Source organism: Stenotrophomonas panacihumi (genome assembly GCF_001431645.1).
Lineage (GTDB): Bacteria > Pseudomonadota > Gammaproteobacteria > Xanthomonadales > Xanthomonadaceae > Stenotrophomonas_A > Stenotrophomonas_A panacihumi.
The window spans coordinates 147,840-170,109 of record NZ_LLXU01000074.1 but is presented as its reverse complement, the minus strand read 5'-3'; the positions used below and the strand labels follow the sequence as shown (position 1 = coordinate 170,109).

General features: G+C 69.8%; 18 protein-coding genes. 10 read left to right on the top strand and 8 right to left on the bottom strand.

What is annotated here, in order from left to right; genetic code table 11:
- Window positions 1-245 precede the first annotated feature (245 nt).
- The gene (locus ARC20_RS08890) at window positions 246-689 is read left to right on the top strand and encodes a DUF1801 domain-containing protein (protein WP_057646420.1); all 444 of its coding nucleotides are present in this window, start codon (window positions 246-248) and stop codon (window positions 687-689) included.
- 31 nt (window positions 690-720) lie between these two features.
- Window positions 721-1,125 carry a DUF1801 domain-containing protein gene (locus ARC20_RS08885; protein WP_057646419.1) on the top strand — a complete coding sequence of 135 codons (405 nt, stop codon included), beginning with the start codon at window positions 721-723 and terminating at the stop codon, window positions 1,123-1,125.
- A gap of 15 nt (window positions 1,126-1,140) precedes the next feature.
- Here ARC20_RS08885 and ARC20_RS08880 read toward each other — a convergent pair whose 3' ends face one another.
- From ARC20_RS08880 to ARC20_RS08865, 4 genes are read right to left on the bottom strand one after another with little or no spacing between them, the layout of a single operon-like run.
- A complete protein-coding gene (locus ARC20_RS08880; protein ID WP_057646418.1) occupies window positions 1,141-2,259 on the bottom strand; it encodes a hybrid sensor histidine kinase/response regulator in 1,119 nt (372 codons plus the stop codon).
- On the bottom strand, window positions 2,256-2,840 hold the full coding sequence (locus ARC20_RS08875; protein WP_057646417.1) for a chemotaxis protein CheB: 585 nt from the start codon (window positions 2,838-2,840) through the stop codon (window positions 2,256-2,258). The genes ARC20_RS08880 and ARC20_RS08875 overlap by 4 nt, the downstream gene beginning before the upstream one ends.
- Window positions 2,837-3,661, bottom strand: coding sequence for a CheR family methyltransferase (locus ARC20_RS08870; protein WP_057646416.1), 825 nt, complete (start codon window positions 3,659-3,661; stop codon window positions 2,837-2,839). Before ARC20_RS08870 ends, ARC20_RS08875 begins: the two co-directional genes overlap by 4 nt.
- Window positions 3,658-6,762 (bottom strand): response regulator, encoded by a 3,105-nt coding sequence (locus tag ARC20_RS08865; RefSeq protein WP_057646415.1) that lies wholly within the window; start codon window positions 6,760-6,762, stop codon window positions 3,658-3,660. The genes ARC20_RS08870 and ARC20_RS08865 overlap by 4 nt, the downstream gene beginning before the upstream one ends.
- Window positions 6,763-6,949: 187 nt before the next feature.
- On the opposite strand from ARC20_RS08865, the gene ARC20_RS08860 reads away from it, so the two are divergent.
- Window positions 6,950-7,309 (top strand): response regulator, encoded by a 360-nt coding sequence (locus tag ARC20_RS08860; protein ID WP_057646414.1) that lies wholly within the window; start codon window positions 6,950-6,952, stop codon window positions 7,307-7,309.
- 5 nt (window positions 7,310-7,314) lie between these two features.
- Here the strand turns inward: ARC20_RS08860 and ARC20_RS08855 are convergent, their stop codons facing one another.
- Window positions 7,315-9,060 carry an SH3 domain-containing protein gene (locus ARC20_RS08855; RefSeq protein ID WP_057646413.1) on the bottom strand — a complete coding sequence of 582 codons (1,746 nt, stop codon included), beginning with the start codon at window positions 9,058-9,060 and terminating at the stop codon, window positions 7,315-7,317.
- Window positions 9,061-9,211: 151 nt separating this feature from the next.
- Here ARC20_RS08855 and ARC20_RS08850 point away from each other — a divergent pair, with 151 nt between their 5' ends.
- The gene (locus ARC20_RS08850; protein WP_057646412.1) at window positions 9,212-9,406 is read left to right on the top strand and encodes a hypothetical protein; all 195 of its coding nucleotides are present in this window, start codon (window positions 9,212-9,214) and stop codon (window positions 9,404-9,406) included.
- A gap of 12 nt (window positions 9,407-9,418) precedes the next feature.
- Here ARC20_RS08850 and ARC20_RS08845 read toward each other — a convergent pair whose 3' ends face one another.
- Entirely contained in the window at window positions 9,419-10,621 is a 1,203-nt protein-coding gene (locus ARC20_RS08845; RefSeq protein WP_057646411.1) for an FAD-dependent oxidoreductase, read from the bottom strand.
- 205 nt (window positions 10,622-10,826) lie between these two features.
- Here ARC20_RS08845 and ARC20_RS08840 point away from each other — a divergent pair, with 205 nt between their 5' ends.
- The 4 genes from ARC20_RS08840 (at window position 10,827) to ARC20_RS08825 (ending at window position 15,070) form a co-directional block, all read left to right on the top strand.
- A complete protein-coding gene (locus tag ARC20_RS08840; protein WP_081418107.1) occupies window positions 10,827-12,182 on the top strand; it encodes a histidine kinase in 1,356 nt (451 codons plus the stop codon).
- A gap of 2 nt (window positions 12,183-12,184) precedes the next feature.
- Window positions 12,185-12,961, top strand: coding sequence for a LytR/AlgR family response regulator transcription factor (locus ARC20_RS08835; RefSeq protein WP_081418106.1), 777 nt, complete (start codon window positions 12,185-12,187; stop codon window positions 12,959-12,961).
- 25 nt (window positions 12,962-12,986) lie between these two features.
- Window positions 12,987-13,343 carry a hypothetical protein gene (locus tag ARC20_RS08830; RefSeq protein ID WP_057646409.1) on the top strand — a complete coding sequence of 119 codons (357 nt, stop codon included), beginning with the start codon at window positions 12,987-12,989 and terminating at the stop codon, window positions 13,341-13,343.
- 116 nt (window positions 13,344-13,459) lie between these two features.
- Window positions 13,460-15,070, top strand: coding sequence for an APC family permease (locus ARC20_RS08825; RefSeq protein WP_057646408.1), 1,611 nt, complete (start codon window positions 13,460-13,462; stop codon window positions 15,068-15,070).
- Window positions 15,071-15,163: 93 nt separating this feature from the next.
- On the opposite strand, the gene ARC20_RS08820 is transcribed toward ARC20_RS08825, so the two are convergent.
- Window positions 15,164-15,763, bottom strand: coding sequence for a hypothetical protein (locus ARC20_RS08820; protein WP_057646407.1), 600 nt, complete (start codon window positions 15,761-15,763; stop codon window positions 15,164-15,166).
- Between the two features lie 229 nt (window positions 15,764-15,992).
- Here ARC20_RS08820 and ARC20_RS08815 point away from each other — a divergent pair, with 229 nt between their 5' ends.
- Window positions 15,993-16,910, top strand: coding sequence for an oxygenase MpaB family protein (locus ARC20_RS08815; protein ID WP_057646406.1), 918 nt, complete (start codon window positions 15,993-15,995; stop codon window positions 16,908-16,910).
- 70 nt (window positions 16,911-16,980) lie between these two features.
- Here the strand turns inward: ARC20_RS08815 and ARC20_RS08810 are convergent, their stop codons facing one another.
- Window positions 16,981-19,086 carry a M13 family metallopeptidase gene (locus ARC20_RS08810; RefSeq protein ID WP_057646405.1) on the bottom strand — a complete coding sequence of 702 codons (2,106 nt, stop codon included), beginning with the start codon at window positions 19,084-19,086 and terminating at the stop codon, window positions 16,981-16,983.
- Window positions 19,087-19,282: 196 nt separating this feature from the next.
- Here ARC20_RS08810 and ARC20_RS08805 point away from each other — a divergent pair, with 196 nt between their 5' ends.
- Window positions 19,283-22,261: a bifunctional diguanylate cyclase/phosphodiesterase gene (locus ARC20_RS08805; RefSeq protein ID WP_081418103.1), complete on the top strand. Its 2,979-nt coding sequence runs from the start codon at window positions 19,283-19,285 to the stop codon at window positions 22,259-22,261.
- Window positions 22,262-22,270 lie beyond the last annotated feature (9 nt).

The following is a 22,270-nucleotide window of genomic DNA, read 5'->3' as shown; positions in this document are numbered from 1 at the left end:
TCGGCAGCGTCAAGTGTGTATAAGAGTCAGGTTTGGGCTGTTGGCGGTGGCTGCACGGCCCGGGGGGCTGGGGCCTTTTCGGGACACGCCGTAAACCCATCCATGGGGGCTCGATGGCGACATCCATGTCGCCAACGGTCCCGAAAAGGCCCCGCCCCCGCAGACCCCACGGTTTACCTCGACCGGATGACAAAAGCGGAGGGCTTCTGCGCTAGATTGGTTTCCCTTGCTGATGGAGCGCTCGCATGCCTGCAAAGCGTTCACCGGATGTCTTGCCGTCTGCATCGCCCAAGCTGTTGTCGGGTGGCAATCCGCAGATTCCCAAGGGCGAGGGCGATGCGCCCGTGCAGGCGTATATCGCGGCGATGCCGGGCTGGAAGCAGACGGTGGGGCGCGAGCTCGATGCGCTGATCAGTCAGGCGGTGCCTGGCGTGCGCAAGGCGGTGAAGTGGAATTCGCCCTTCTATGGCGCGCCCGACGGGGAGGGCTGGTTCCTCGGTTTTCATTGCTTCGCGCGCTACGTGAAAGTCGCGTTCTTTCGCGGCGCAGCCTTGGATCCGCCGCCGCCGGAAACATCGCGGCAGGCCGGGGTGTGCTACTTCCATGTCCATGAAGGCGATGCCATCGACCCGGCGCGGTTTGGCGATTGGGTGAAGCAGGCCAGCCAATTGCCCGGCGAGACGATGTAATGTCTGCGCCACCGCCGATGCCAGGATCGACATGAGCCCCAAGCCCGTGCAGTCAGAAGATGATTCCCAGGCCGATGCGCCGCAGCGCATCGATGCCCGCATCGCCGAGTTGGGCGACTGGCGCGGCGAGGCACTGGCCAGGGTGCGCGCGCTCATCCACGCCGCCGACCCGCAGGTGGTGGAGGAGATCAAATGGCGCGGCACGCCGGTGTGGTCGCACGACGGCATCCTGTGCACCGGCGAAAGCTACAAGGACAAGATCAAGCTGACCTTCGCCAAGGGCGCGAAGCTCGCCGATCCCAAGGGCCTGTTCAATTCGAGCCTGGACGGCAATACGCGCCGCGCGCTGGACATCTTCGCCGGCGACAAGCTCGACGAGGCCGCCTTCAAGGCGCTCATCAAGGCGGCCGTGGCCGCCAACCAGAAGAAGCGCTGAGCCCCCGCGGCGAGGTCAGACGCCCCGGCGCGGCAGGCGCATCTCGAAGCGCACTTCGTCCTCGACATTGGCGGCGGTCAACTCGCCGCCATGCGCCAGCACGAACTGGTGGGCGATGAACAGGCCCAGCCCCAGGCCGTGGCTGGCGTGGAAGCGCGTCTTGAACGGCTCGAACAGGCGCGGCAACAGGTCTTCGTCGATCCGCCCGCGGTTGCTCACCCGCAGCCACACGCGCGCGCCTTCGCGTCCGTCGATCTCGATGCGCACCGGGGCGCCGCCGCCATGGATCAGCGCGTTGCCCACCAGGTTGGAGACGATCTGCGAGATGCGGTCGGCGTCGGCATGCACCATCAGGTCGCCTTCGACCTGCACGTCCAGCACCGCGTCGGCGTGCAGGCCGCGCGCTTCCTCCAGCACCGCTTGCACCACCTCGCCGCAATGGCACGGGCCCGGCTGCACCGCGATGCCGCCGGTGCGGATGCGCGAGAAGTCCAGCAGCTGCTCCACCATGCGCGCCATGCGCAGGCCGCTGCTCTCCATCTGGCCGAGCGTGCGCTGCACCGGGGCCTCCGGCGGCAGCTGCATGGCCAGTTTCTCGGCGCACAGCAGCACCACCGACAGCGGCGTGCGCAGGTCGTGGGTGAGCACGGCCATCATGGTTTCGTTGAGCTTGAGCGCGCGTTCCAGCGATTCGTTGCGCAGCTTCAGCAGCCGGCGCTGCTGGTAGAGCTCGATGAAAACGTTGATCTTGCCGAGGATGACGTGCGGCTCGATCGGCTTGTGCAGGAAATCCACCGCGCCGGCGCCATAGCCCTGGAACGAGCGCATCGGGTCGCTTGGGGAAGCGGTGAGGAAGATGATCGGCACTTCGCGGCTGCGCGCGGCGCCGCGCATCAGCTCGGCCAGCGAGAAGCCGTCCATCTCCGGCATGTGCACGTCGAGCAGCGCCACGGCCACTTCGTGCTGCAGCAGCAGTTCCAGCGCCTCGGCGCCCGAGCGCGCGCACAGCACGCGCACGCCGTCGCGGCGCAGCAGCGCTTCCATTGCGATCAGGTTTTCCGCGACGTCATCCACCACCAGGACATTGACGGTCTCGGTGGCATCGGGTGGCAGCGTGGGGGCAACCAGGTTCATGGGTGGAACTCCGCCAGTCGTTGGCACAGGGCGTCCAGGGTCAGCACCGCATCGGCACCGGCATGGGCCAGGGCCGAGGCCGGCATCAGCGGGGCCACGGCGTCGGCCGGCTGCTGGATCCAGGCGGTGCCGCCGTGCTCGCGCACCGCGGCCACGCCCTGGCTGCCGTCGCTGCTGGCGCCGGTGAGCAGCACGGCCAGCAGGCGTTCGCCGAAAGTGTCCGCGGCGCTCTCGAACAGCGGATCGATCGCCGGCCGCGAGAATAGCACCGGCTCGTCCACGGAAAGCGCGAGCGTGTCGCGGTCCTCGACCAGCAGGTGGTAATCCGGCGGGGCAAAGGTGACCGTGCCGGGCAGCAGGGGCTGTTTGTCGATGGCCTCGCGCACGGGCAGGGCGCAGTCGCCGTCGAGCACCTCGCTGATGCTGCTGGGCCGGTCGCGCGGCAGGTGGATCACGATCAGCACCGGCACCGGCAGGTCCGCGGGCAGGGCGCCGAGCACGTCGCGCAACGCAGCCACGCCGCCGGCGGAGGCGCCGATGACGATGGCATCGAAGTGGCGGGCCAGGGCCGAGGCGCTCATGCCAGCTTCCGGTACAGGCGCTGTTCGCGCGCGCAGGATTCGAACGACCCGGCGTGCGCGCCGAACTGCAGGCTTTCCTTGCTGCCCAGCCCCAGGAAGCCGCGGTGCACCAGCGCTTCGCTGAACAGGCCGACCGCGCGGTCCTGCAGGCCGCGGTTGAAGTAGATCAGCACGTTGCGGCACGAGACCAGGTGGACTTCGGAAAACACGTTGTCCGTGGCCAGGCTGTGGTCGGCGAACACGACCTGGCGCTTGAGGCGGCGGTCGAACAGCGCGCCGTTGTAGGCGGTGCTGTAGTAATCCGAAAGCGAGGCGCGGCCGCCGGCCAGGTGGTAGCTGCGGCTGAACTGCGCCATGCGCGAGATGTCGTAGACGCCGGCTTCGGCGGCGGCCAGGGCCTCGGGGTTGATGTCGGTGGCGTAGATCAGCGTGCGGTCGAGCAGGCCTTCCTCGTGCAGCAGGATCGCCAGCGACCACACTTCCTCGCCGGTGCTGCAGCCGGCCACCCAGATCTTGCTCGAGGGATACGTGCGCAGCACCGGCACCACCTGCTCGCGCAGGACGCGGAAGTAGTCCGGGTCACGGAACATCTCCGAGACCTGCACGGTGAAGTACTGCATCGCCTGCGCGAACAGGTCCGGCTCGTGCAGTAGGCGGTGCTGCAGGTCGGCCACGCGCGGGCAGTCGAAGCGGCCCATCGCCTGGCGCACGCGGCGGCGCAGCGAGGACACCGCGTACTGGCGGAAGTCGTAGTGGTAGCGGCGATACACCGCTTCCAGCAGGACCCCCAGTTCCAGGTCGAACAACGCGCTTTCGCTCATTGCCGGGCGCACCACACGCGGCACAGCGAGACCAGCTTGTCCACGTCGATGGGCTTGGCGATGTAGTCGTTGGCGCCGGCGGCCAGGCAGTGCTCGCGGTCGTCGGCCATCGCCTTGGCGGTCAGCGCGATCACCGGCAGGCTCTGCCATTCCGGCTTGCGGCGGATCTCGCGCATCGCGGCCAGGCCGTCCATCTCCGGCATCATGATGTCCATCAGCACCAGGTCGACGTCGCGTTCGGCCAGGCGCTCCAGCGCCTCGCGGCCGTTGCGCGCGATCTCCAGCTTCACGCCGAGTGGTTCGAGCACGCTGGAGAGGGCGAAGATGTTGCGCACGTCGTCCTCGGCCAGCAGCACGGTGCGGCCATCGAGCACGGCGTCGCGGCGGCGTGCTTCGCGCAGCAGGCGCTGCTGGTCGGTGGGCAGCGAGGCCTCCACGCTGTGCAGGAACAGCGTCACTTCGTCGAGCAGGCGCTCGGGCGAACGCGCGCCCTTGATGATGATGCTCTTGGAATAACGGCGCAGGCGCTGTTCCTCGTCGCGGGTGAGCGCGCGGCCGGTGTAGACGATCACCGGCGGGAAGGCGACGGCATCGTGGCCGGCCATGCGCTCGAGCAGGTCGTAGCCGCTGCCGTCGGGCAGCGCCAGGTCGGTGATCATGCAGTCGAACGGCGTGCCCACCAGCTGGTCGATCGCCTCGGCGATGGTGCCCACGCCGACGATCTCCAGCTGCTCGCGCGCCAGCAGGCGCTGCAGGTTCTGCCGCAGGTCTTCGTCGTCCTCGACGATGAGCAGGCGGCGCACCGCGCGGGCGCTGGTTTCTTCCAGCTGCGCGATGGCGCTGGCCAGCCGCTCGCGCGTGGCCGGCTTGATGAGGTAGCCGACCGCGCCCAGCTCCATCGCCACCTGGCTGCGTTCAAGCGCCGAGACGACGTGCACGGGGATGTGGCGGGTGGCCGGGTCGCGCTTGAGGCGTTCGAGCACGCTCAGGCCGGAGACGTCGGGCAGGCCGATGTCGAGCAGGATGCCGCTGGGACGCAGCTCGACGGCCAGCGCCAGGGCTTCCTCGGCGGTGCCGGCGACCACGCAGTCGAAATCCAGCTCATGGGCCAGGTTGACCAGGGCGCGGGCGAACTCGACATCGTCCTCGACCACGAGGATCAAACGGCCCGGGCGCCGCCGCTGGCCACGGTCGTCATCGACGCTGGCCGGCGCGAGCGCGGCCGCCACCGGCGCCACCGCTTCCACGCGCGCGGCGATCTCCTGCATCGCGCTTTCCACGCGCGCCTGCACCGGCGGCGGCAGGGGGGCCTGCGCTGCGTCGGCCGGCGCGCCGTCGGCCGGCAGCTCCAGGGTGAAGCAGCTGCCGCGGCCCGGTTCGCTCTGCACGGTGATGCCGCCGCCCATGCGCAGGGCCAGGTCGCGCGAGATCGACAGGCCCAGGCCGGTGCCGCCGAAGCGGCGACGCGTGCTGCCATCGGCCTGGCGGAAGGCCTCGAAGATCACCTCGGTCTGGTCGCGCGCGATGCCGATGCCGGTGTCGTTGACCACGAAGCGCAGGCGGCGCGGGCCATGCGCCTGCACGCGCAGCGAGACGCTGCCGTGTTCGGTGAACTTCAGCGCGTTGGCCAGCAGGTTCTTCAGGATCTGCTGCAGGCGCTGGCCGTCGGCGACGAAGTGTGCGGGCGCGCCAGCATCGCTGCCGATGTCCAGCTGCAGGCCCTTCTGCCGCGCGAGCGGTTCGAAGGTGTCGCGCAGGCGCGCCAGCAGGGTATCGGTGGCCAGCGTGTCGTCGGCCAGCTCGACGTGGCCGGCCTCGATCTTGGAGAGATCGAGGATGTCGTTGATCAGCGCCAGCAGGTCGTTGTTCGACGAGTGGATCGCCTGCGCGTACTTCACCTGCTCGGCGGTGAGCGTGCCGTCGCGGTTGTCGGCCAGCAGCTTGGCCAGGATCAGCGAGCTGTTCAGCGGCGTGCGGAGCTCGTGCGACATGTTGGCCAGGAACTCGGACTTGTAGCGCGAGGCGCTCGCCAGCTCCGCGCCGCTGCGCACCAGGTCGGCCTGCGCCACGAGCAGGTGCTGGCGCTGCGATTCCAGCTCGTGCGTGCGCTCTTCCAGCTGCACGTTGGTCTGTTCCAGCTCGGCCTGCTGCTGTTCGAGGTTGACCTGCGAGTGCTGCAGGCTGCGGCTCTGCTCTTCCAGTTCCTCATTGGCCACGCGCAGTTCTTCCTGCTGGGCCTGCAGCTCCTCGCCCTGGCGCTGCGTTTCTTCCAGCAGTTCGAGCAGCTCGGCGCGCAGCAGCGCGGTGCGCAGCGCCACGCCGATGGTCTCGCCGCAGCGGCCGAGCAGTTCCAGCGCGCTGCCATCATGCCTGGCGCCGGCGACGCGGCCGATTTCCAGCACGCCCACCAGCTTGCCGTCCACGCTGATCGGTGCCATCAGCAGCTCGTTCGGCGCGCTGCGGCCCAATGCGGAGGTGATCGGCAGGTGCGAAGCGTCCACGCCATGGATGCGGCGCGCGGTGGCCATGCGCAGCGTTTCGCCCAGCTGCCCTTCGCGTGCGGAGAGTTCGCGCGGGACCTGCGGCGACAACGCCACGCCGCCGGACAGCAGCAGGCGCTCGCCTTCCAGCCGGTACAGCGCACCGACCTGCGCGCCGGCATAGGCGCACAGCACGCCGAGCGCGGACTGCGCCAGTTCGTGCGGCGCCTGTTCGCCCTGCAGGCTCAGCGCCACGCCGTTTTCGCCTTCCTGCAGCCACAGCGAGCGCTCGGCCTGGCGGCGCGCGCGGATGGCCTGCATCACCACGAAGGCGGTGAGCAGGAAGCAGGTGCCACCGATGCTGCGGTTGACGAAGGAGAACGCCGAGTTGGTGCTCGACGGGGCGATGTTGTAGCCCACCACCAGCAGGACGCACGAGAGCACGGCCATCGCCAGCGGCAACGAGGTGCGGTTCTGGAAGACCGTGACGGCCACGGCCATGAAATACAGCAGCCACACCGCGTAGCCGAGCGGCGTGATCGATTCCAGACCGATGGTGGCCAGGGCGAGCGCACATGCTGTCGCGCCGATCGCCGTATCGCGGCCGGTGGCTTGTTTCATGGTCCCTGTTCCGATGCGGAAAACACGCGATACTAACCGAACGATCCCGGCTGCCGCGCAGCCCGGGCCGGGAGGCACGGCCTCCACGCGGCCTTCACGCGGCGATCGGAATCCTTCTGCGTTTTTCCGTCCAGGGGGGCACCATGCACGACGATCGACAGGCACCGGCACGCGCCGGGCAAGGCCGATGAGCACGCCCATCCGGGTGCTGCTGGTCGAGGACCAGGAGGACCTGCGCGAGCTGCTCGCCGACGTGATCCAGGGCGCGGGCGCGGAAGTACGCACCGCCGAGACGGCCAATGCGGCGATGGCGCTGTTGCGCGAGGGCTATCGCTGCGACGTGCTTTTCAGCGACATCCACATGCCCGGCACGCTCAGCGGCGCGGACCTGGCCAGCTACGTGCAGCGCACCTTGCCGGAAGCCACGGTGATCCTCGCCTCCGGGCATCCGCGCTTCCAGCTCGCGCCGCTGCCGGCCGGCACGCTGTTCCTGCAGAAGCCGTTCCGCCTCAACCAGTTCATGGAACTGATCCAGCCCCGCGCCTGAAACCTTCAGGCGTGGATCCAGAAGGCAAACTCGGCAAAGGTCTCGCGGTTCCACCACGCGCCTTGCCCGGTGCCGTAGCGGAAGTTGCTGGCGCCTGCCTGGCTCTGCAGCGGCGCGGTGACGCTGCCGGCGGCGTCGCGCCGCGCACGTTGCGCATCGGTTTCCGGCACCACCATCACGATATGGCCGGAGCGGCCATCCTCCTTGCGCCGCGCCACGATCAGGCCAAGCGCGCCCTGGTTGGCGGCCAGCTGCAGCTTGTCCAGCGTGCCGGTCTGGCGCCAGCCGAAATCCGCGCCGAAATCGCGTAGCCAGCGGAACAGGTCATTGGCGCGCATCTCGCGCAACGTGTCGCCGATCAGCGGCTGCACCGTCTGACCTTGTTGCCATTTCAGCAGGGCCGGCGAGGACCACCACACGCGCGGCAGGTAGGCGCCGGCAAGGTGGCAGAAGTCGTGGGTGTAGATGTTGCAGAAGGTCAGCCCGTTGCGCGGCTGGTAGCGCTTGTAGGCGGGATTCTCGCTGTCGAGCCAGGCGATGATCGCCGCGATCTCCTTGCGCAGATCCTCCGGCGTGGTGCCCTGGCGGCCGGGCTGCCCGGTTTCGTTGAGCGAGTGCGCGTCCGCCGGCGCGGTGCGGCGGGTGATGCTGTTGCCCGCGCGCGGCATCCACACGGCGGGAATGGGGCCACTCGGCACGGTGCGGGTATCGGCGGCACCCGGCGCGGTGGTGGTGGCCGGTGGCGGGGGCAGCACGGGGATCTCGTGCAGGTCCGGCGCCGGCACCAGGTAGCGGGTGGCGGCCCAGCCGCGCAGCAGCGCGCCGGCCAGGCTGGTTTCGACGGCGAGGAAGCCGTTGACCGGCGTGTCGTCCAGTGCGCGAACCGGCTGGCCGTCGGGCAGTTCGCCGACGACATTGGCGCGGGTGGGCGTGCTGATCTTCGGCGCGCTGCGCAGGTAGAGCGTGGACACGCGCGTGTCCACGCGCAGGATCGCCCCGGTCGCGGTGACCGGCGAGGGCGGCGGCACGATGGCTTCGCCGGGCGCGGCGGCGGGAATCAACGCCGGTGCGCCGCCGCCGGCGACGGTCTCGCTCAGGCGCAGGTAGTCGAACACCGATTCGCCGTAGTACTTGCCGCCGGGTGGCCGATAGCCCTGCTTGAGCCCCTTGCGCGGATCGTAGCGGCCGGTGTTGTAGGCGATGGCGATGGCGACCATGTCGAGCACGCTGAGCGGGTCGACATGATCCAGGCCGATGCGCTTGCGCTTGTCCACCAGTTCCTGCAGCGCATGGGCGAGGGTGTCCTGGAATTGGGCATAGCGTTGCTGCAGGAAATACTGCGGATCGGTCTTGAAGAACTGCAGGTCGCGCTGGAACAGGCCGAAGCCGTGGCAGAACTTGTCGGGCTTCTTCGCCGGCGGGCGGTACTCTGGAACGTACTGCGCCATCTCCACCAGCGCCTGCCGCGCAATCTGGAACATCTGCGGCCCCTGCGGCGCGGCTTCCAGTTCGGCGCGGGTGCGGGGGAACGCGCCGCGGCCGGCGCTGGCGTCGAGCGTATCGCCCACGCACAGCGCGAGGATCTTCGCTTCCGGCAGGCCGGCACGGCGCAGCAGCGGCCACACCTCGCCGGTTTCCTGGCAGGCGAGGGCGACGAGGAAGTCGAGGCTGAAAGGCGTGCCCGCGAGGGCGGCCTGCAGGCGCGTGGCGAACGTCTGCTTGAACCACGCGATGTCTTCCCGGTTCGGCATGACACGGCTCCCTGGAGGGACGGGTGGCTTCCTGCGCTGTATGGCCGGCCACATCGGGGACAACGCCGATGGGCGGGAGGGGCGGACAGCGCTGACGCGGGAATCACCCCCGCTGCGGCAGGTTGGCGGCGGGTCTTCGGAGGAATGCGTGATGACGCCGCTGGACAAGCCGCTGCGCCGCGAACTGCAGGTGGAAGGGCGTGCCTACACGCTTACCGTGGATCCTGAAGGGTTGAAGCTGGTGGAGAAGGGCCACCGCAAGGGCGTGGCCCTGGCGTGGGTGGACCTGCTCAATGGCGATGCCGCGCTGGCGGCGGCGCTGCAGGCTTCGGTGCAGGGGCGTTGAGGCTGGCGGCCCTCAGCCCGCCGTACCGAACAACTTCGCCAGCTGCGCCACGGCCTGCTCCGACAACGCGCGGTCCGGCGTGATGTCCGGGTTGTCGTAGTCGTCATCGCGCTGCGCCTGCACCAGGATGCCGTCGCGACGGGGAATCACGTTGAGGTTGTGCCCGCGCCAGAACAGCGAGTAGTCCACCTCCGGCTGCGGCACCAGGCGCGCGGTCTGCCCGCGCACCGGCACGATGCTGTCATCGCCCAGCAGCGCCCGCGCGCCGTAGCCGGTGGCATTGAAGACCACCTTCTCGCGCAGGTCGGCGAACTGTCGCGGGCTCTCGAACTCGCGCGTATGCAGCGTGCCGCCGTTGGCGAGGAAGTCGTCCATCAGCAGCCGCGAATAGGCGGTGATGTTGAAGGTCATCTGCGTATAGCGCCGCGCGTACGGCACCGGGAACGGATGCTCGCCGGGCATCAGCTGGCGCGCGCCCGGGTGCAGGTCGGCGAGCAGCCGGCGTTCGAGGTCGGGGTATTCGGGCTCGCGGCTTTCGCTGTCCGGGCCGGCCGGCTGGTCGAACGGGACGTCGGAAAGGAAATAGCCGTCGCGCCATTCCACCGGCTCGCCCGGCAGGCCGAGCAGGGTCTGGAAGCGATGGAAGGAGGTACGCGCCATGGTTTCCCAGCGCTTTTCGAACTCGGGCGTGGTGTGCGCCTGGGCGATCACGCGCGAATCCGGCGACCACACGCCGGTCGCATAGAACGAGCGCACGTCCGGCAAGCGGTCCTTGGCGTAGATGCGCACGCGCAAGCCCGCGCGCTGGGCCACCAGCGCGGTGGTCAGGCCGATCGCGCCGCAGCCGATCACCGCCACCTCCTCGCCGGGTTGCGCCTGGGCCAGGCGCACCGCCAGCTCGGCCGAGCCCCAGGACAGCGACCAGCCGCTGCCGCCATGGCCATAGTTGTGCACGATGGTCTTGCGGCCGATACGCTCGGCCTCGATGCGCGGTCCCTGCGGGCGGAACGGCCGCGTGCACACGCTCAACGCGATGATGCGGTCGGCGCTGGCGCGGATCGGCGCCAGGGCGCGCGGCGGGGCGAAGTGGTCGGCGATGGCATCGGCCGGGGCCGGCGGCACGGCTGGTCCGCGCGGCGGGGCGGCGGCGAAGGCGCCGGTCGAAGCGAGCGCGACGGCGGCACCGGTGCCGCGCAGGAACTGGCGTCGTTGCATGGGCATCCCTTCTCGAACGTGGCCGGAGCATAGCGGGCGCGGGCGGCCCGCGGCGCGGGCAAGGCGCCGGATTGGGACGCCGTCCCGGATTCGCGGCGCCGATCCGGGCTTTCGTCGGCAGGCCGGCCGCCCCGTCGCGGGCGCATCCCCAAGCCCGCCGGGGCGGTCTATGCTCGGCCGCACTGAAAACCTCGAGTCCGTCCCCGTGTCCGCCAGCCTGTTCCTGATCGCGCGCCTGCTGTTCATCTGGATGATCCTGCTGATCGTCGTCGCCAACGTCTGGGGCGAACTGTTCGGCCATACCGGCACCCTCTACACGCTGATCACCTTCGCCACGCTGGCGATCGTGATGACCAGCGCCCTCACCCACCTGCGCCGGGTGAAGCTGCTCGCCGGCCGGCTCGACCACGACACCCTCAGCAGCCGCCAGCGCCGGCAGATCGAAGTGCCGCTGGACGGCAAGACCGCCTTCGCCGTGGTGGAAAGCGCGATCCGCCAGCTGCCGCGCGTGGAGGACATCGAAAGCTCTCCCAGCAGCCTGCAGATCCGCGCCAAGGTGCGCCGGCTCGATGCGCGCGACGATGACCAGGTCTCGCGCTGGAACGTGTTCGCGCGCTTTGCGATCAAGCGCAACCAGATCCTGGCCACGCTGACCCCGGCCACCGGCGTGAGCAGCGTGACCCTGCTGTGCGAGCCGGATGCCGGCGCGTGGGTCGACCTGCTGGTGGTGGACGAGGGCAGCAACTACGAGAACGCCGAAGCGGTGACGCGCTCGATCACCAACCGCGTGTCCGACCAGCGCCGCGACGAGCAGGCCGCGGCGGTGCAGTCCGAGACCGAGAAGGAGCTGGCGGTGGCGCGCCTGAACCTGCTGCACGCGCAGGTCGAACCGCACTTCCTCTACAACACGCTGGCCAGCGCGCAGGTGCTCACCCGCACCGACCCGCCGCGCGCCGACCAGATGATCGGCCACCTGATCCAGTACCTGCGCCGCTCGCTGCCCAGCGCCGACGATGCGATGTCCACCCTGGGCGAGGAGCTGGAGCGCACCCAGGCCTACCTGGAGATCCTGCGCATCCGCATGGGCGCGCGGCTGGCGATGCAGGTGGAGGTGGCGTTCGAACTGCGCAGCCTGCAGCTGCCCTCGATGATGCTGCAGACGCTGGTGGAGAATGCGATCAAGCACGGCCTGGAGCCCAAGCCCGGCGGCGGCACGATCTGGATCCTGGCGCGCACCTTCGAGGACCACGCCACGCTCACCGTCGCCGACGACGGCCAGGGCTTCAACGAGCACAGCCGCGGCACCGGCGTTGGCCTGCGCAACCTGCGCGAGCGCCTGCGCCTGACCTACGGCGACGCGGCGTCGTTCGCCATCGTCTCCAACTTCCCCGCCGGCGTGGCCGCCACGATCAGCGTGCCGCTGCGCTACGCGCCCACGCGCACGCCGCCGCCGTGGGTGTCGCCGGAAACCCCGGCGCCCGGCGCGCGCGACGGCGCGCAGCGGACCGCCACGCCGCCGCCGCTGCCCGGCGCCACGCCGTCCACCGGGGGTGCCGCATGAACCTGCATGCCGTGCGCGCGGTGGTGGCCGAGGACGAGGCGCTGCTGAGGCAATCCCTGCTGGGCCTGCTGGCCGAGGTGTGGCCGACGCTGGAGGTGGTGGGCGAATGCGAGGACGGCGCCAGCGCGCTGGAGAGCATCGCCGAGCTGCAGCCGGACGTGGTGTTCCTGGACATCCGCATGCCGGGCCTGACCGGCATCGAGGTGGCCCGCGCGATGGCCGAAGCCAGCCCGCGCTCCCAGGTCGTGTTCGTCACCGCTTACGACCAGTACGCCATCGATGCCTTCGAGCAGGGCGCCATCGACTACCTGCTCAAGCCGATCTCGCGCGAGCGACTCGCCGCCACCGTGCAGCGCGTGCAGTCGCGGCTGGCGGCCGGGCAGCCGGACACCGACGTGCTCGACGCCCTGCTGGCGCGCCTGTCGGCGCGGCCGGGGCAGCCGGGCGAGCGTCCGCCGATGGCCTGGATCACCGCCAGCAGCGGCCGCGAGACGCGGCTGATCCAGCTCGACGAAGTGGCGTACTTCCAGGCCGACCACAAATACACCGTGGTGATGACCGCCGATGGCGAGTCGGTGCTGCGCACCTCGCTGCGCGAATTGCTCGACGTGCTGGACCCGGTGGCGTTCAAGCAGATCCACCGCTCCACCATCGTCAACATGAAGGCCGTGGCCTCGGTGATCCGCGACGACACCGGCAAGGGCAAGCTGCGGCTGAAGAACCGCCCGGAAATGCTCACCGTCAGCCAGCCGTTCATGACCCTATTCCGCGGCATGTAGCCGCGGCCGGGGAGGAGGAAGCGCCATGCGTATCGTTGCCGCGATCGTCTATTGCCTGGTGGCGCTGTCCGGCTGCCACCAACGCGCGGGCGTGACCTCGATCACCCGCGCCACCACCGATGGCCACGACACCCTTTTCAGCAAGACCGAAAGCCGCGACGGAGTGGCCGACTTCCATTGCCTGGCCAGCACCACCGGCCACTGCCACTACCTCGTGTTCGTGGAGCATTGCGTGGCCGGGCAAGCCGGCCCCTGCCCGCGCGAGACCCTGCAGCGGCTGGACCTGCGGCCCGGCCAGACCTGGCAGGTGAAGGGCCTGCCGAAGGGCTTCGGCCAGTGCGTGGACGGCAAGGCGCCGGGCGAGGGCTGCGCGCGCAGCTGAAGCGGTTCATCCGCTGCACCGGCTTGGTGCGTGCAGGCTCATGGCGCGCTGCGCTATGACTCGGCCCCCCTGCATCTGCGATCATGCGCGATTCTTTGCCGTCCCGCCGATCGCCCATGACCGTTCCGCAGCACCCCACCGCGCTCCGCCGCGAAGTCGGACCCTTCGCCCTCATGCTCACCGGCCTGGGCTCGATCATCGGCTCCGGCTGGCTGTTCGGCGCCTGGCGCGCGGCCGGCCTGGCCGGCCCCGGCGCGGTATGGGCCTGGGTGCTGGGCGCGGCGATCATCACCACCATCGCGCTGGCCTACGCCGAACTGGGCGCGATGTTCCCCGAATCGGGCGGCATGGTGCGCTACAGCCACTACTCGCACGGCTCGCTGGTCGGCTTCATCGCCGGCTGGGCGAACTGGATCGCCATCGTCTCGGTGATCCCGGTCGAGGCCGAGGCCTCGGTGCAGTACATGGCCTCCTGGCCGTGGCAGTGGGCGCAGAACCTCTACGTGTCCCACCCCGGTGGCGCCGGCGAGCTCACCGTGCCGGGCCTGCTGATCGCCGCGGTGCTGGTGCTGGTGTACTTCCTGCTCAACTTCTGGAGCGTGAAGCTGTTCGCGCGCTCCAACACCGCCATCACCGTGTTCAAGCTGGTGGTGCCGGCGGCGACCGGCCTGGCGCTGATCGCCAGCGGCTTCCATGGCGAGAACTTCTCCGTCGGCGTGCATGGCGATGCGCATGTCATCGACTTCGCCGCCGTGCTCACCGCCGTGGCCACCGCCGGCATCGTCTTCAGCTTCAACGGCTTCCAGAGCCCGGTGAACCTGGCCGGCGAGGCGCGCAACCCCGGCCGCAGCATCCCGTTCGCGGTGCTGGGCTCCATCGCGCTGGCCACGGTGGTGTACGTGATCCTGCAGGTGGCCTACATCGGCGCGGTGCCGCCGGACCTGCTGGCCAAGGCCGGCTGGCACGGCATCGACTTCCGCTCGCCGTTCGCCGAACTGGCCATCATCGTCAACCTGCACTGGCTGGCGATCCTGCTGTACGTGGATGCCTTCATCAGCCCCTCGGGCACCGGCATCACCTACACCGCCACCACCGCGCGCATGATCTACGGCATGGAGAAGAACGGCACGATGCCGAAGATCCTCGGCCAGGTGCACGCGCACTGGGGCGTGCCGCGCCCGGCGATGATCTTCAACCTCGCCGTGTCCTACCTGTTCCTGTTCTTCTTCCGCGGCTGGGGCACGCTGGCGGCGGTGATCTCGGTGGCGACGATCATTTCCTACCTCACCGGCCCGGTCAGCGTGATGTCGCTGCGCCGTACCGCCCCGGAATTCCACCGCCCGCTGCGCGTGTTCGCGCTGCCGGTGATGGCGGCGGTGGCGTTCGTGATGGCCACCGAGCTGCTGTACTGGGCGCGCTGGCCGCTGACCGGCGAGATCATCCTGCTGATGGGCGTGGCGCTGCCGGTGTATGCGTACTACCAGGCGAAGGCGCGCTGGCACGATTTCGGCCGCCAGCTCAAGGGCGCGTGGTGGATGATCGTCTACCTGCCGGTGGTGGCGCTGCTGTCGTGGGCGGGCAGCACCACGTTCGGCGGCCATGGCTACCTGCCGTATGGCGTGGACCTGGCCGTGGTGGCCGCGGTCGGCCTGGTGTTCTACGTGTGGGGCGTGCGCAGCGGCTGGCGCACGCCGTCGGTGGAGCAGGCGGCTGCCGCGGTGCATTGATCGGTGGCGGTCACGCGATAAGCAGAACGGGGGCGAAAGCCCCCGTCCTGCGTTCTGGATCCGTGGTTCGCGGCGGGAGCCGCTCCGCTGCCGTCAGCCGTTGACGACCAGCTTCGGCGCGCCGTCGTAGCGATCCAGCTCGCGCACGATTTCCGAGTACTGCCGCAGGTGGCCCATCTCGCGCATGATCACGATGTCCTCGTGGCGCATCTCGCGGTGGTTGGTGACTTCCTGCTTGTAGCGCAGCACTTCCGGGTAGCGGCGCGCCATCTCCAGCGCGTCGGCCACGCATTCGACGGTGTCGGCGTCCGGCGCCAGGCGCGCGCGGCTGTTGAAGGCGCGCAGCCAGCGCTCGAAGCCGGCGCTGTGGTCGAACAGGTCGGCGATGTACCACATCACGAACAGGATCGAGACCCACGAGGTGAACACGATCACCACGCGGCTGAATGTGACGTGGTAGTCGTGCTGCCACAGCTGGTGGGCGATGACGCCCAGCAGCATCAGCGAGATCGCCTGCCAGCCGATGATCGAGGCGATCACCCACTGCTTCTTGGCGACGGTGAGCAGTTCGACTTCCTCGTCGATCTGCTTGTCGGTCTTGTCGCGCCAATGCGCGACCTGTACTTCGAACGGCTCGCGATGCAGCGCGTTGTCATCCAGCAACAAACCCAAACCCTTGAACAAAGCGATCATGACGAGCTCCCGAACAGTTGGCTGGTACGAACGGCTTGCGGCACTGGCGGATCTTCAGGCGCCTTATTTCTAGCACTTCCACCGCGCTTGGCAATGGGGTGCCGGGCCGTTGCCGCCTTGCTGCGACCGCACATGCCGTCCCGTGGGGCGGCGGGCGCGCTGCGTCTGGCGACGTTTCCAGTATCCAAAGGCGGGGTCGGCATGGCGTGAGCGCGTTACGATCGCGTCCATGTCCGCGATGTTCAAAACGCTGTCCGCGCCGGCTGCCGCGCAGATCCGCCGCTGGGTCCTGGGTGCCTTTCCGCGCGGGGAGAGCGGCATCGAGTACGACCTGCCGGCGGGCGATCCGGGGCTGTTCGGCCCCGGCAGCGTCACCTGGCGCGTCCATGCCGAGTTCCCCGGCATGCTGGCCGGCGGGCTGTGCGCGCTGATGCTGCAGACCCTGCACCCGCGCGCGCTGGCGGCGGTGTACGACCACTCCAACTTCCGCGACGACCTGGTCGGGCGGCTGCGCCGCACCACAGCGTTCGTCGCCGGCACGACCTATGCGCCGCGCGGCGAGGCGGACAAGCTCATCGCCCGCGTGCGGGCCATCCATGCGCGCATCGGCGGGCAGACCGCGGACGGTGTGCCCTACCGCGCCGACGATCCGGAACTGCTGACGTGGGTGCACGTCACCGAGGCCTACGGTTTCCTGGAAGGATGCCGGCGCTACGGGCGAGAGGTGCCGCCCACCATCGCCGACCGGTACTACGAGGAAGTGCGCCGCGTGGCCGAGGCGCTGGGCGCGGTGGACGTGCCGGAAAGCGAAGCGGGGGTGGCAACGTATTTCGCGCGCGTGCAGACGCAATTGCGGGTGGATGCGCGCACCTGGGAAGTGCTGGGGGTCCTGGGGCGCGCGCGGCTGCCGGTACCGGCGGCGGGGTTGTCGCGCGACGTGTTCCTGCGTGCCGGCGCGGCGTTGTTGCCCGATTGGGCGTGCGCGCGGCTGGGGCGCACGGCGTGGCAACGGGCGCGTGACCGCGCCGCGGCGCGGATGATGCGCGGCATGGCGCCGCTGTTTCGCGCGGCGTTGCCGGATGGGCTGGCGCCGCGGGCGTGCCGGCGGATGGGATTGCCACCGGAAGTGCTGGGCCGCTGGCCATAGCCCCCGTCGCATGCAAAAACAAACGGCGGCCACTGGCCGCCGTTCGTCGTTCCAGGCAAGCGTCAAGCGCTTACCAGATCTTCACCCGCTGCTCCGGCGCCAGGTACAGCTGCTGGTCCGGCTTCACCTCGAACGCCGGATACCACGCATCCAGGTTGCGCACGGTCTGCGCGCGGAAGCGTCCGGGCGCATGCACGTCGGTCAGCACGGCATTGCGCAGCGCGGCATCACGGTACTTGCCGCGCCATGCCTGCGCGAAGCCGAGGAAGAAGCGCTGGTCCGGCGTGAAGCCTTCCAGCGCCTGCGCCGGCTTGCCCTGCTGCGAGAGCACGTAGGCGTCATGCGCGGTCGCCAGGCCGGCGACGTCGGCGATGTTCTCGCCCAGGGTGAGCTTGCCGTTCACCGCCAGGTCGTCGAACGGCTTGTAGGCGCTGAACTGCGCGGCCAGGGCGTTGCCGGCGGCCTCGAACTTCTTCAGGTCTTCGGCCGTCCACCAGTCGTGCAGCGCGCCGTGCTCGTCGAACAGCGCCCCGGTGTTGTCGAAGCTGTGGCTGATCTCGTGGCCGATCACCGCGCCGATCGCACCGTAGTTCACCGCATCGTCCGCGGCCGGGTCGAAGAACGGCGGCTGCAGGATCGCCGCCGGGAAGATCAGGCGGTTCTCCAGCGGCACGTTCAGCGCGTTGACCGTCTGCGGCAGCATGTACCACTCGCCGTGGTCCACCGGCTTGCCCAGCTTGGCCAGGTTGCGCTTGTACTCGAACAGCTCGGCGCGCTCGACGTTGCCCAGCGCGTCGTCGCGGCGCACGTCCAGCGCGCTGTAGTCGCGCCACTTGTCCGGGTAGCCCACGGCCACGGTGAGGCCGGCGATCTTCGCCTTGGCATGCGCCTTGGTCTGCGCGCTCATCCACTCGACCTTGTCGATGCGGCGGCTGAAGGCGTCGATGATGTTGTGCACCATCGCCTCGGCGCGTTCCTTGGTTTCGGTGCTGACGTACTTCTCGACGTAGCGCTTGCCCACCGCCTCGCCGAGCGCGTCGTTGGTGGCGTCGATGCCGCGCTTCCAGCGCTCGCGCTGCTGCGGGGTGCCGTCCAGCGTGGCACCGTAGAAGGCGAAGCGCTCGTCGGCGAAGGCCTTGGACAGGTACGGCGAGGCGCGATCCAGCGTGCGGAACGCCAGGTATTCCTTCCACGTCTCCAGCGGCTGCGAGGCGATCAGCGCGGCGGTGCCGGCGACTGCCTGCGGCTGCCAGACGATGAAGTCCTGCTGCGCGCCCAGGCCGGCGGCGTCGAAGAACGCGTTCCAGTCCAGGCCCGGCGCCTTGGCGGCGAAGTCGGCCTGCTTCCACGCGTTGGCGCCGGCCTTCACGTCGTTGGTCTGTTCCTGCGTGGCGTGCACGCGGGCAATGGCGGTTTCCAGCGCGAGGATGCGCGTGGCCTGGCCCTGCGGGTCCGGCTGGCCGGCCAGTTCCAGCACCTTGGCGATGTGCGCCTTGTAGGCATCGCGCAGCTGCGCCATGCGGCCGCCTTCCAGGTAGAAGCTGCGCTCGGGCATGCCCAGGCCGCCCTGCACCAGGTACGGCGCGTAGCGTTCGGGCTGCATCAGGTCGGCGGTGACCCACAGGCCGAACAGGCGGTCGGTGTAGAAATCGGTGGCGTTGAGCAGGTCGACGTCGGCCCGCAGTTCGCCGCCGAGTTCACGTGCCAGCGCCTGCTTGTCGGCGATCTGCGCGATGGCGTCCAGTTCCGGCTGCACCGGCGCCACGCCCTTGGCTTCGATGCCGGCCTCGTCCATGAAGGCGGCGTAGTAGTCGCCGATCTTCTTCTCTTCGCCGCTGGCGCGGTCGTTGGCCGAGGCCCCTTCGATGATATCGCGGGTGTGCTGCTCGGTATCGACGACGATGCGGGTGAAGCTGTTGTAGCTGGCGCGGTCGGCGGGAATCTCGGTGGTCTTCACCCAGCTGCCGTTGGCGAAGCTGAAGAAGTCGTCCCCGGCGGCGACCTGGCGGTCCATGCCGGCGGCATCGAAGCCGAAGGCCCCCAGTTGGGGTTTGGTGCTGGGGGCCGGCGCGGTGGCGGCCGTGGCGGATTCGGCGGGCGCGTTGCGCTGGCAGGCGGCCAGGGGCAGGGCGGACAACAGGGCGAGAAGCAGGGTGGAGCGGTGCAGCTGTGGCATGGAGCGGCTCGACGGTGCGACGGACGGAAACGTTGGAGTGTAGGCCGGCAGCCCGCGGGCAGGTACCGCTACCCACCTGAATAGGTCGATTTCACCTTCCGCGCGCCCCATGCGGTTCAGTGTGGTGGACGACGACGTTCAAGAACCCCGCCGAGCCGCCGATGAGCGGAATGAAACCGGAGACGAACGACACGTAATGCCGCCGCCCCTCGTCGCCCCCTCCGTGCTTCCGGCACCGCCGGAACTGCCACATCTGCGTCGCGTGACCTTGGCCGGCATCGTGCTGGGCGTGCTGCTCGGCGTGGGCCTGGCGTTGGTGCTGGTGCATGACTGGCACGCGCGAAGCGAGGCGGCGCAGCGCCAGGCGATGGCGCTGGCCACCGGCACGCAGCGGCTGATGGCCGTGGAGCTGCGCAACCTGGAGCGCGCGATGCAGGGCATCGCCGGGGATGCGCATGAGTTGTTCGGCCGCGTGCCCGACCAGGCCCCGGACCTGCTGAGCGAATCCATGCGCGGCGTGGTGAGCCGGCATGCGGAGATCGAGAGCATCGTGGTGGTGGACGATGCCGGCGAAGCGCTCACCGACGGCCGCGGCGACCCCACGCTGGCGCAGTGGACCGTGCCGGCGCGGCGCGGCGAAGGCAGCGTGCTGTACATCGGCGCGCCCGAGCGCGGTCCCGACGGCGAATGGCTGCTGCGCCTGGCGGTGGACATGGGCGACGACCGCTGGGTGCTGACCCGCCTGCGCCGCAGCGAGCTGCAGCGGCTGGTCGCCGACCTGGACGTGGGCCGGCGCGGCGTGGTGTCGATGACCGATGTCGAGGGCATCGTGCTGGCGCGCAGTTCCGAGCCGCCCCACGCCACCGGGCAGGCGCCGGTGCGGATGCCGCCAGGCAGCTTCCGCCACGAAACGCGCATCGTGCCGGTCGGCGATCACGTCAGCGTGCTCGATGGCACGCGGCGCATCGCCGCCGCCGGCACCTCGCCGCCGTATCCGATCCGCGTGTACGCCGGCCTGGATAAGCGCGAGGTGCTGGCGCCGTGGTGGACGTTGTTCGCGCTCTCGCTCGGCGTATACGTGTGCTACCTGGCCGGCTATGCCTACCTGCTGCGCAGCCTGCGCCGCGCCGAGCGCCGGCAATCGCGCCTGCAGGCCGACCTGCGCGCCGGCGACGAGGAGCTGCGCCTGGCCCATCAGGCCGGCGGCATCGGGACGTGGTCGGTCGCGCCGGACGGCGAACAACTGCTGTGGTCGCCGCAGGCGGCGGAGATTTTCGAATCCGACCTGCCGGGCCTGACCGTCAGCGAGTTGCTGCGCCATGTGCACGCGCACGACCGCCGCCGCCTCGCGCGCGCGTTCGCCCGCGCGTGGCGCGGCGAGGAGACGCTGGACATGACCTTCCGCCTGGTGCTGCCGGAACTCGGCGAGCGCTGGGTGTCGGTGCGCGGCGCGCTGGTGCCCGACGGCCATCCAAGCCGGCGCATGACCGGCACGGTGGTGGACATCAGCGAGCGGGTGGAAATCCAGTCGCTGGCGCTGGACGCGCAACGGCAGTTCCGCCTGATCTTCGAACTCAGCCCGCTGCCCTGCTGGCTGTTCGATGCGCAGACCGGCATGTTCCTGGAAGTGAACCCGGCCGCGGTGCGCGAATACGGCTACAGCCGCGAGGAATTCCTGCGCATGCACCTGGCCGACATCGAGCCGGCGCTGCAGGACCGCCTGCACGCGCCGGCCCTGCCGCCGGCCGGCGAGAGCGTGGTGCCGCTGCTGCACGTGCACCGCCGCCGCAACGGCAGCCTGATCGACGTGCGCGTGCACACCTCGCAGCTGGAAATCGCCGGCATCCGCGCGCGCCTGGCGCTGGCCGAGAACGTCAGCGACCACATGGCCTACCAGCGCGAGCTGGCGTATCGCGCCAGCCACGATGCCGCCACCGGCCTGCTGACGGTGCGCGCGCTGGGCGAATGGCTGGACCGCGAGCTGGGCGAGTCGCGCTACCACGTGGCCCATGTCGAGCTGCGCGGCTTGCAGCTGATCGGCGACACGCTCGGGCGCGAGACCGGCGAGGCGGTGTTGCGCAACCTCAAGCAGCGGCTGAAGTCGCTGGCCGACCGCTATGGCTGGCTGGCGTTCCAGCCGGCGGAAGACTTCGTGTTCGCCATTTCCGGCCAGCATGCGCTCGATACGGTGATCGAGGTGCTGGTGGCGAGCCTGTCCGAGCCGGTGCAGGGCCGCGATTCGTTCCACCAGCTCGACCTGCGCATCGGCGTGGCCAGCCATCCGGACAACGGGGCGCATGCCGAGGAGGTCATCGCCAAGGCCGCGCAGGCGGCGCACGCCGCGCGCGAGGAAAGCGAGCCGGTGGTGCGCTTCCATGCCGGCATCGAGATGCGCCTGAGCGAGCGGCTGCGTTTGGCGGGCCGCCTGCACCAGGCGATCGACCGGCGCGAGTTCGAGCTGCATTTCCAGCCGATCTCGAACTGCATCACGCGCGCGCCAGTGGCGCTGGAGGCGCTGCTGCGCTGGCGGGCGGCGGACGGCGGCTGGATCCTGCCGGGCGAGTTCATCCAACTGTGCGAGGACACCGGGCTGATCCTGCCGCTGGGGCGCTGGGCGCTGCGCGAGGCGGCGCGTGCGCAGCGCCGCCTGGCCGACCACGGTTGGCGTGATTTGCCGATCGCGGTGAACGTGTCGGCCCTGCAGTTCCACCACAGCGACCTGGCCGCCGACGTGGCCGCGGCCTGCGAAGAGCACGGCGTGGCGCGCGGCGGCCTGCATGTGGAGCTGACCGAGAGCAGCCTGATGCGCCAGCCGCTGCGGGCGCTCAAGGCGATGCATGGCCTGCACGCGCAGGGCGTGTGCATCTCGCTGGACGACTTCGGTACCGGTTTCTCCAGCATGTCCTACCTGCAGCACATGCCGCTGGATTCGCTGAAGATCGATCGATCGTTCGTCACCGACGTGGAGCGCGAGGAGCGCAATGCCTCGATCTGCCGCGCGCTGATCACGTTGGGGCACAACCTCGGGCTGAAGGTGATCGCCGAGGGCGTGGAGGACGAGGCGCAGCTGCAATGGCTGGCGGCCAACGGCTGCGACCAGGTGCAGGGCTGGCTGCTGGGGCGGCCGGCGCCGCTGGAGCAGGTGATCGAACGCCTGCGCCACGCGCCGGGCTGAGCCGGCGCG

Excerpts from the sequence above, each read along its gene's own strand:
- ARC20_RS08880 (WP_057646418.1), bottom strand. The coding sequence starts at position 2,259 with ATGAACCTGGTTGCCCCCACGCTGCCACCCGATGCCACCGAGACCGTC.
- ARC20_RS08830 (WP_057646409.1), top strand. The coding sequence starts at position 12,987 with ATGCGTATCGTTGCCGCGATCGTCTATTGCCTGGTGGCGCTGTCCGGC.
- ARC20_RS08855 (WP_057646413.1), bottom strand. The coding sequence starts at position 9,060 with ATGCCGAACCGGGAAGACATCGCGTGGTTCAAGCAGACGTTCGCCACG.
- ARC20_RS08810 (WP_057646405.1), bottom strand. The coding sequence starts at position 19,086 with ATGCCACAGCTGCACCGCTCCACCCTGCTTCTCGCCCTGTTGTCCGCC.
- ARC20_RS08860 (WP_057646414.1), top strand. The coding sequence starts at position 6,950 with ATGAGCACGCCCATCCGGGTGCTGCTGGTCGAGGACCAGGAGGACCTG.
- ARC20_RS08885 (WP_057646419.1), top strand. The coding sequence starts at position 721 with ATGAGCCCCAAGCCCGTGCAGTCAGAAGATGATTCCCAGGCCGATGCG.
- ARC20_RS08890 (WP_057646420.1), top strand. The coding sequence starts at position 246 with ATGCCTGCAAAGCGTTCACCGGATGTCTTGCCGTCTGCATCGCCCAAG.
- ARC20_RS08825 (WP_057646408.1), top strand. The coding sequence starts at position 13,460 with ATGACCGTTCCGCAGCACCCCACCGCGCTCCGCCGCGAAGTCGGACCC.
- ARC20_RS08845 (WP_057646411.1), bottom strand. The coding sequence starts at position 10,621 with ATGCAACGACGCCAGTTCCTGCGCGGCACCGGTGCCGCCGTCGCGCTC.
- ARC20_RS08820 (WP_057646407.1), bottom strand. The coding sequence starts at position 15,763 with ATGATCGCTTTGTTCAAGGGTTTGGGTTTGTTGCTGGATGACAACGCG.
- ARC20_RS08870 (WP_057646416.1), bottom strand. The coding sequence starts at position 3,661 with ATGAGCGAAAGCGCGTTGTTCGACCTGGAACTGGGGGTCCTGCTGGAA.
- ARC20_RS08875 (WP_057646417.1), bottom strand. The coding sequence starts at position 2,840 with ATGAGCGCCTCGGCCCTGGCCCGCCACTTCGATGCCATCGTCATCGGC.
- ARC20_RS08850 (WP_057646412.1), top strand. The coding sequence starts at position 9,212 with ATGACGCCGCTGGACAAGCCGCTGCGCCGCGAACTGCAGGTGGAAGGG.
- ARC20_RS08865 (WP_057646415.1), bottom strand. The coding sequence starts at position 6,762 with ATGAAACAAGCCACCGGCCGCGATACGGCGATCGGCGCGACAGCATGT.
- ARC20_RS08815 (WP_057646406.1), top strand. The coding sequence starts at position 15,993 with ATGTCCGCGATGTTCAAAACGCTGTCCGCGCCGGCTGCCGCGCAGATC.
- ARC20_RS08805 (WP_081418103.1), top strand. The coding sequence starts at position 19,283 with ATGCCGCCGCCCCTCGTCGCCCCCTCCGTGCTTCCGGCACCGCCGGAA.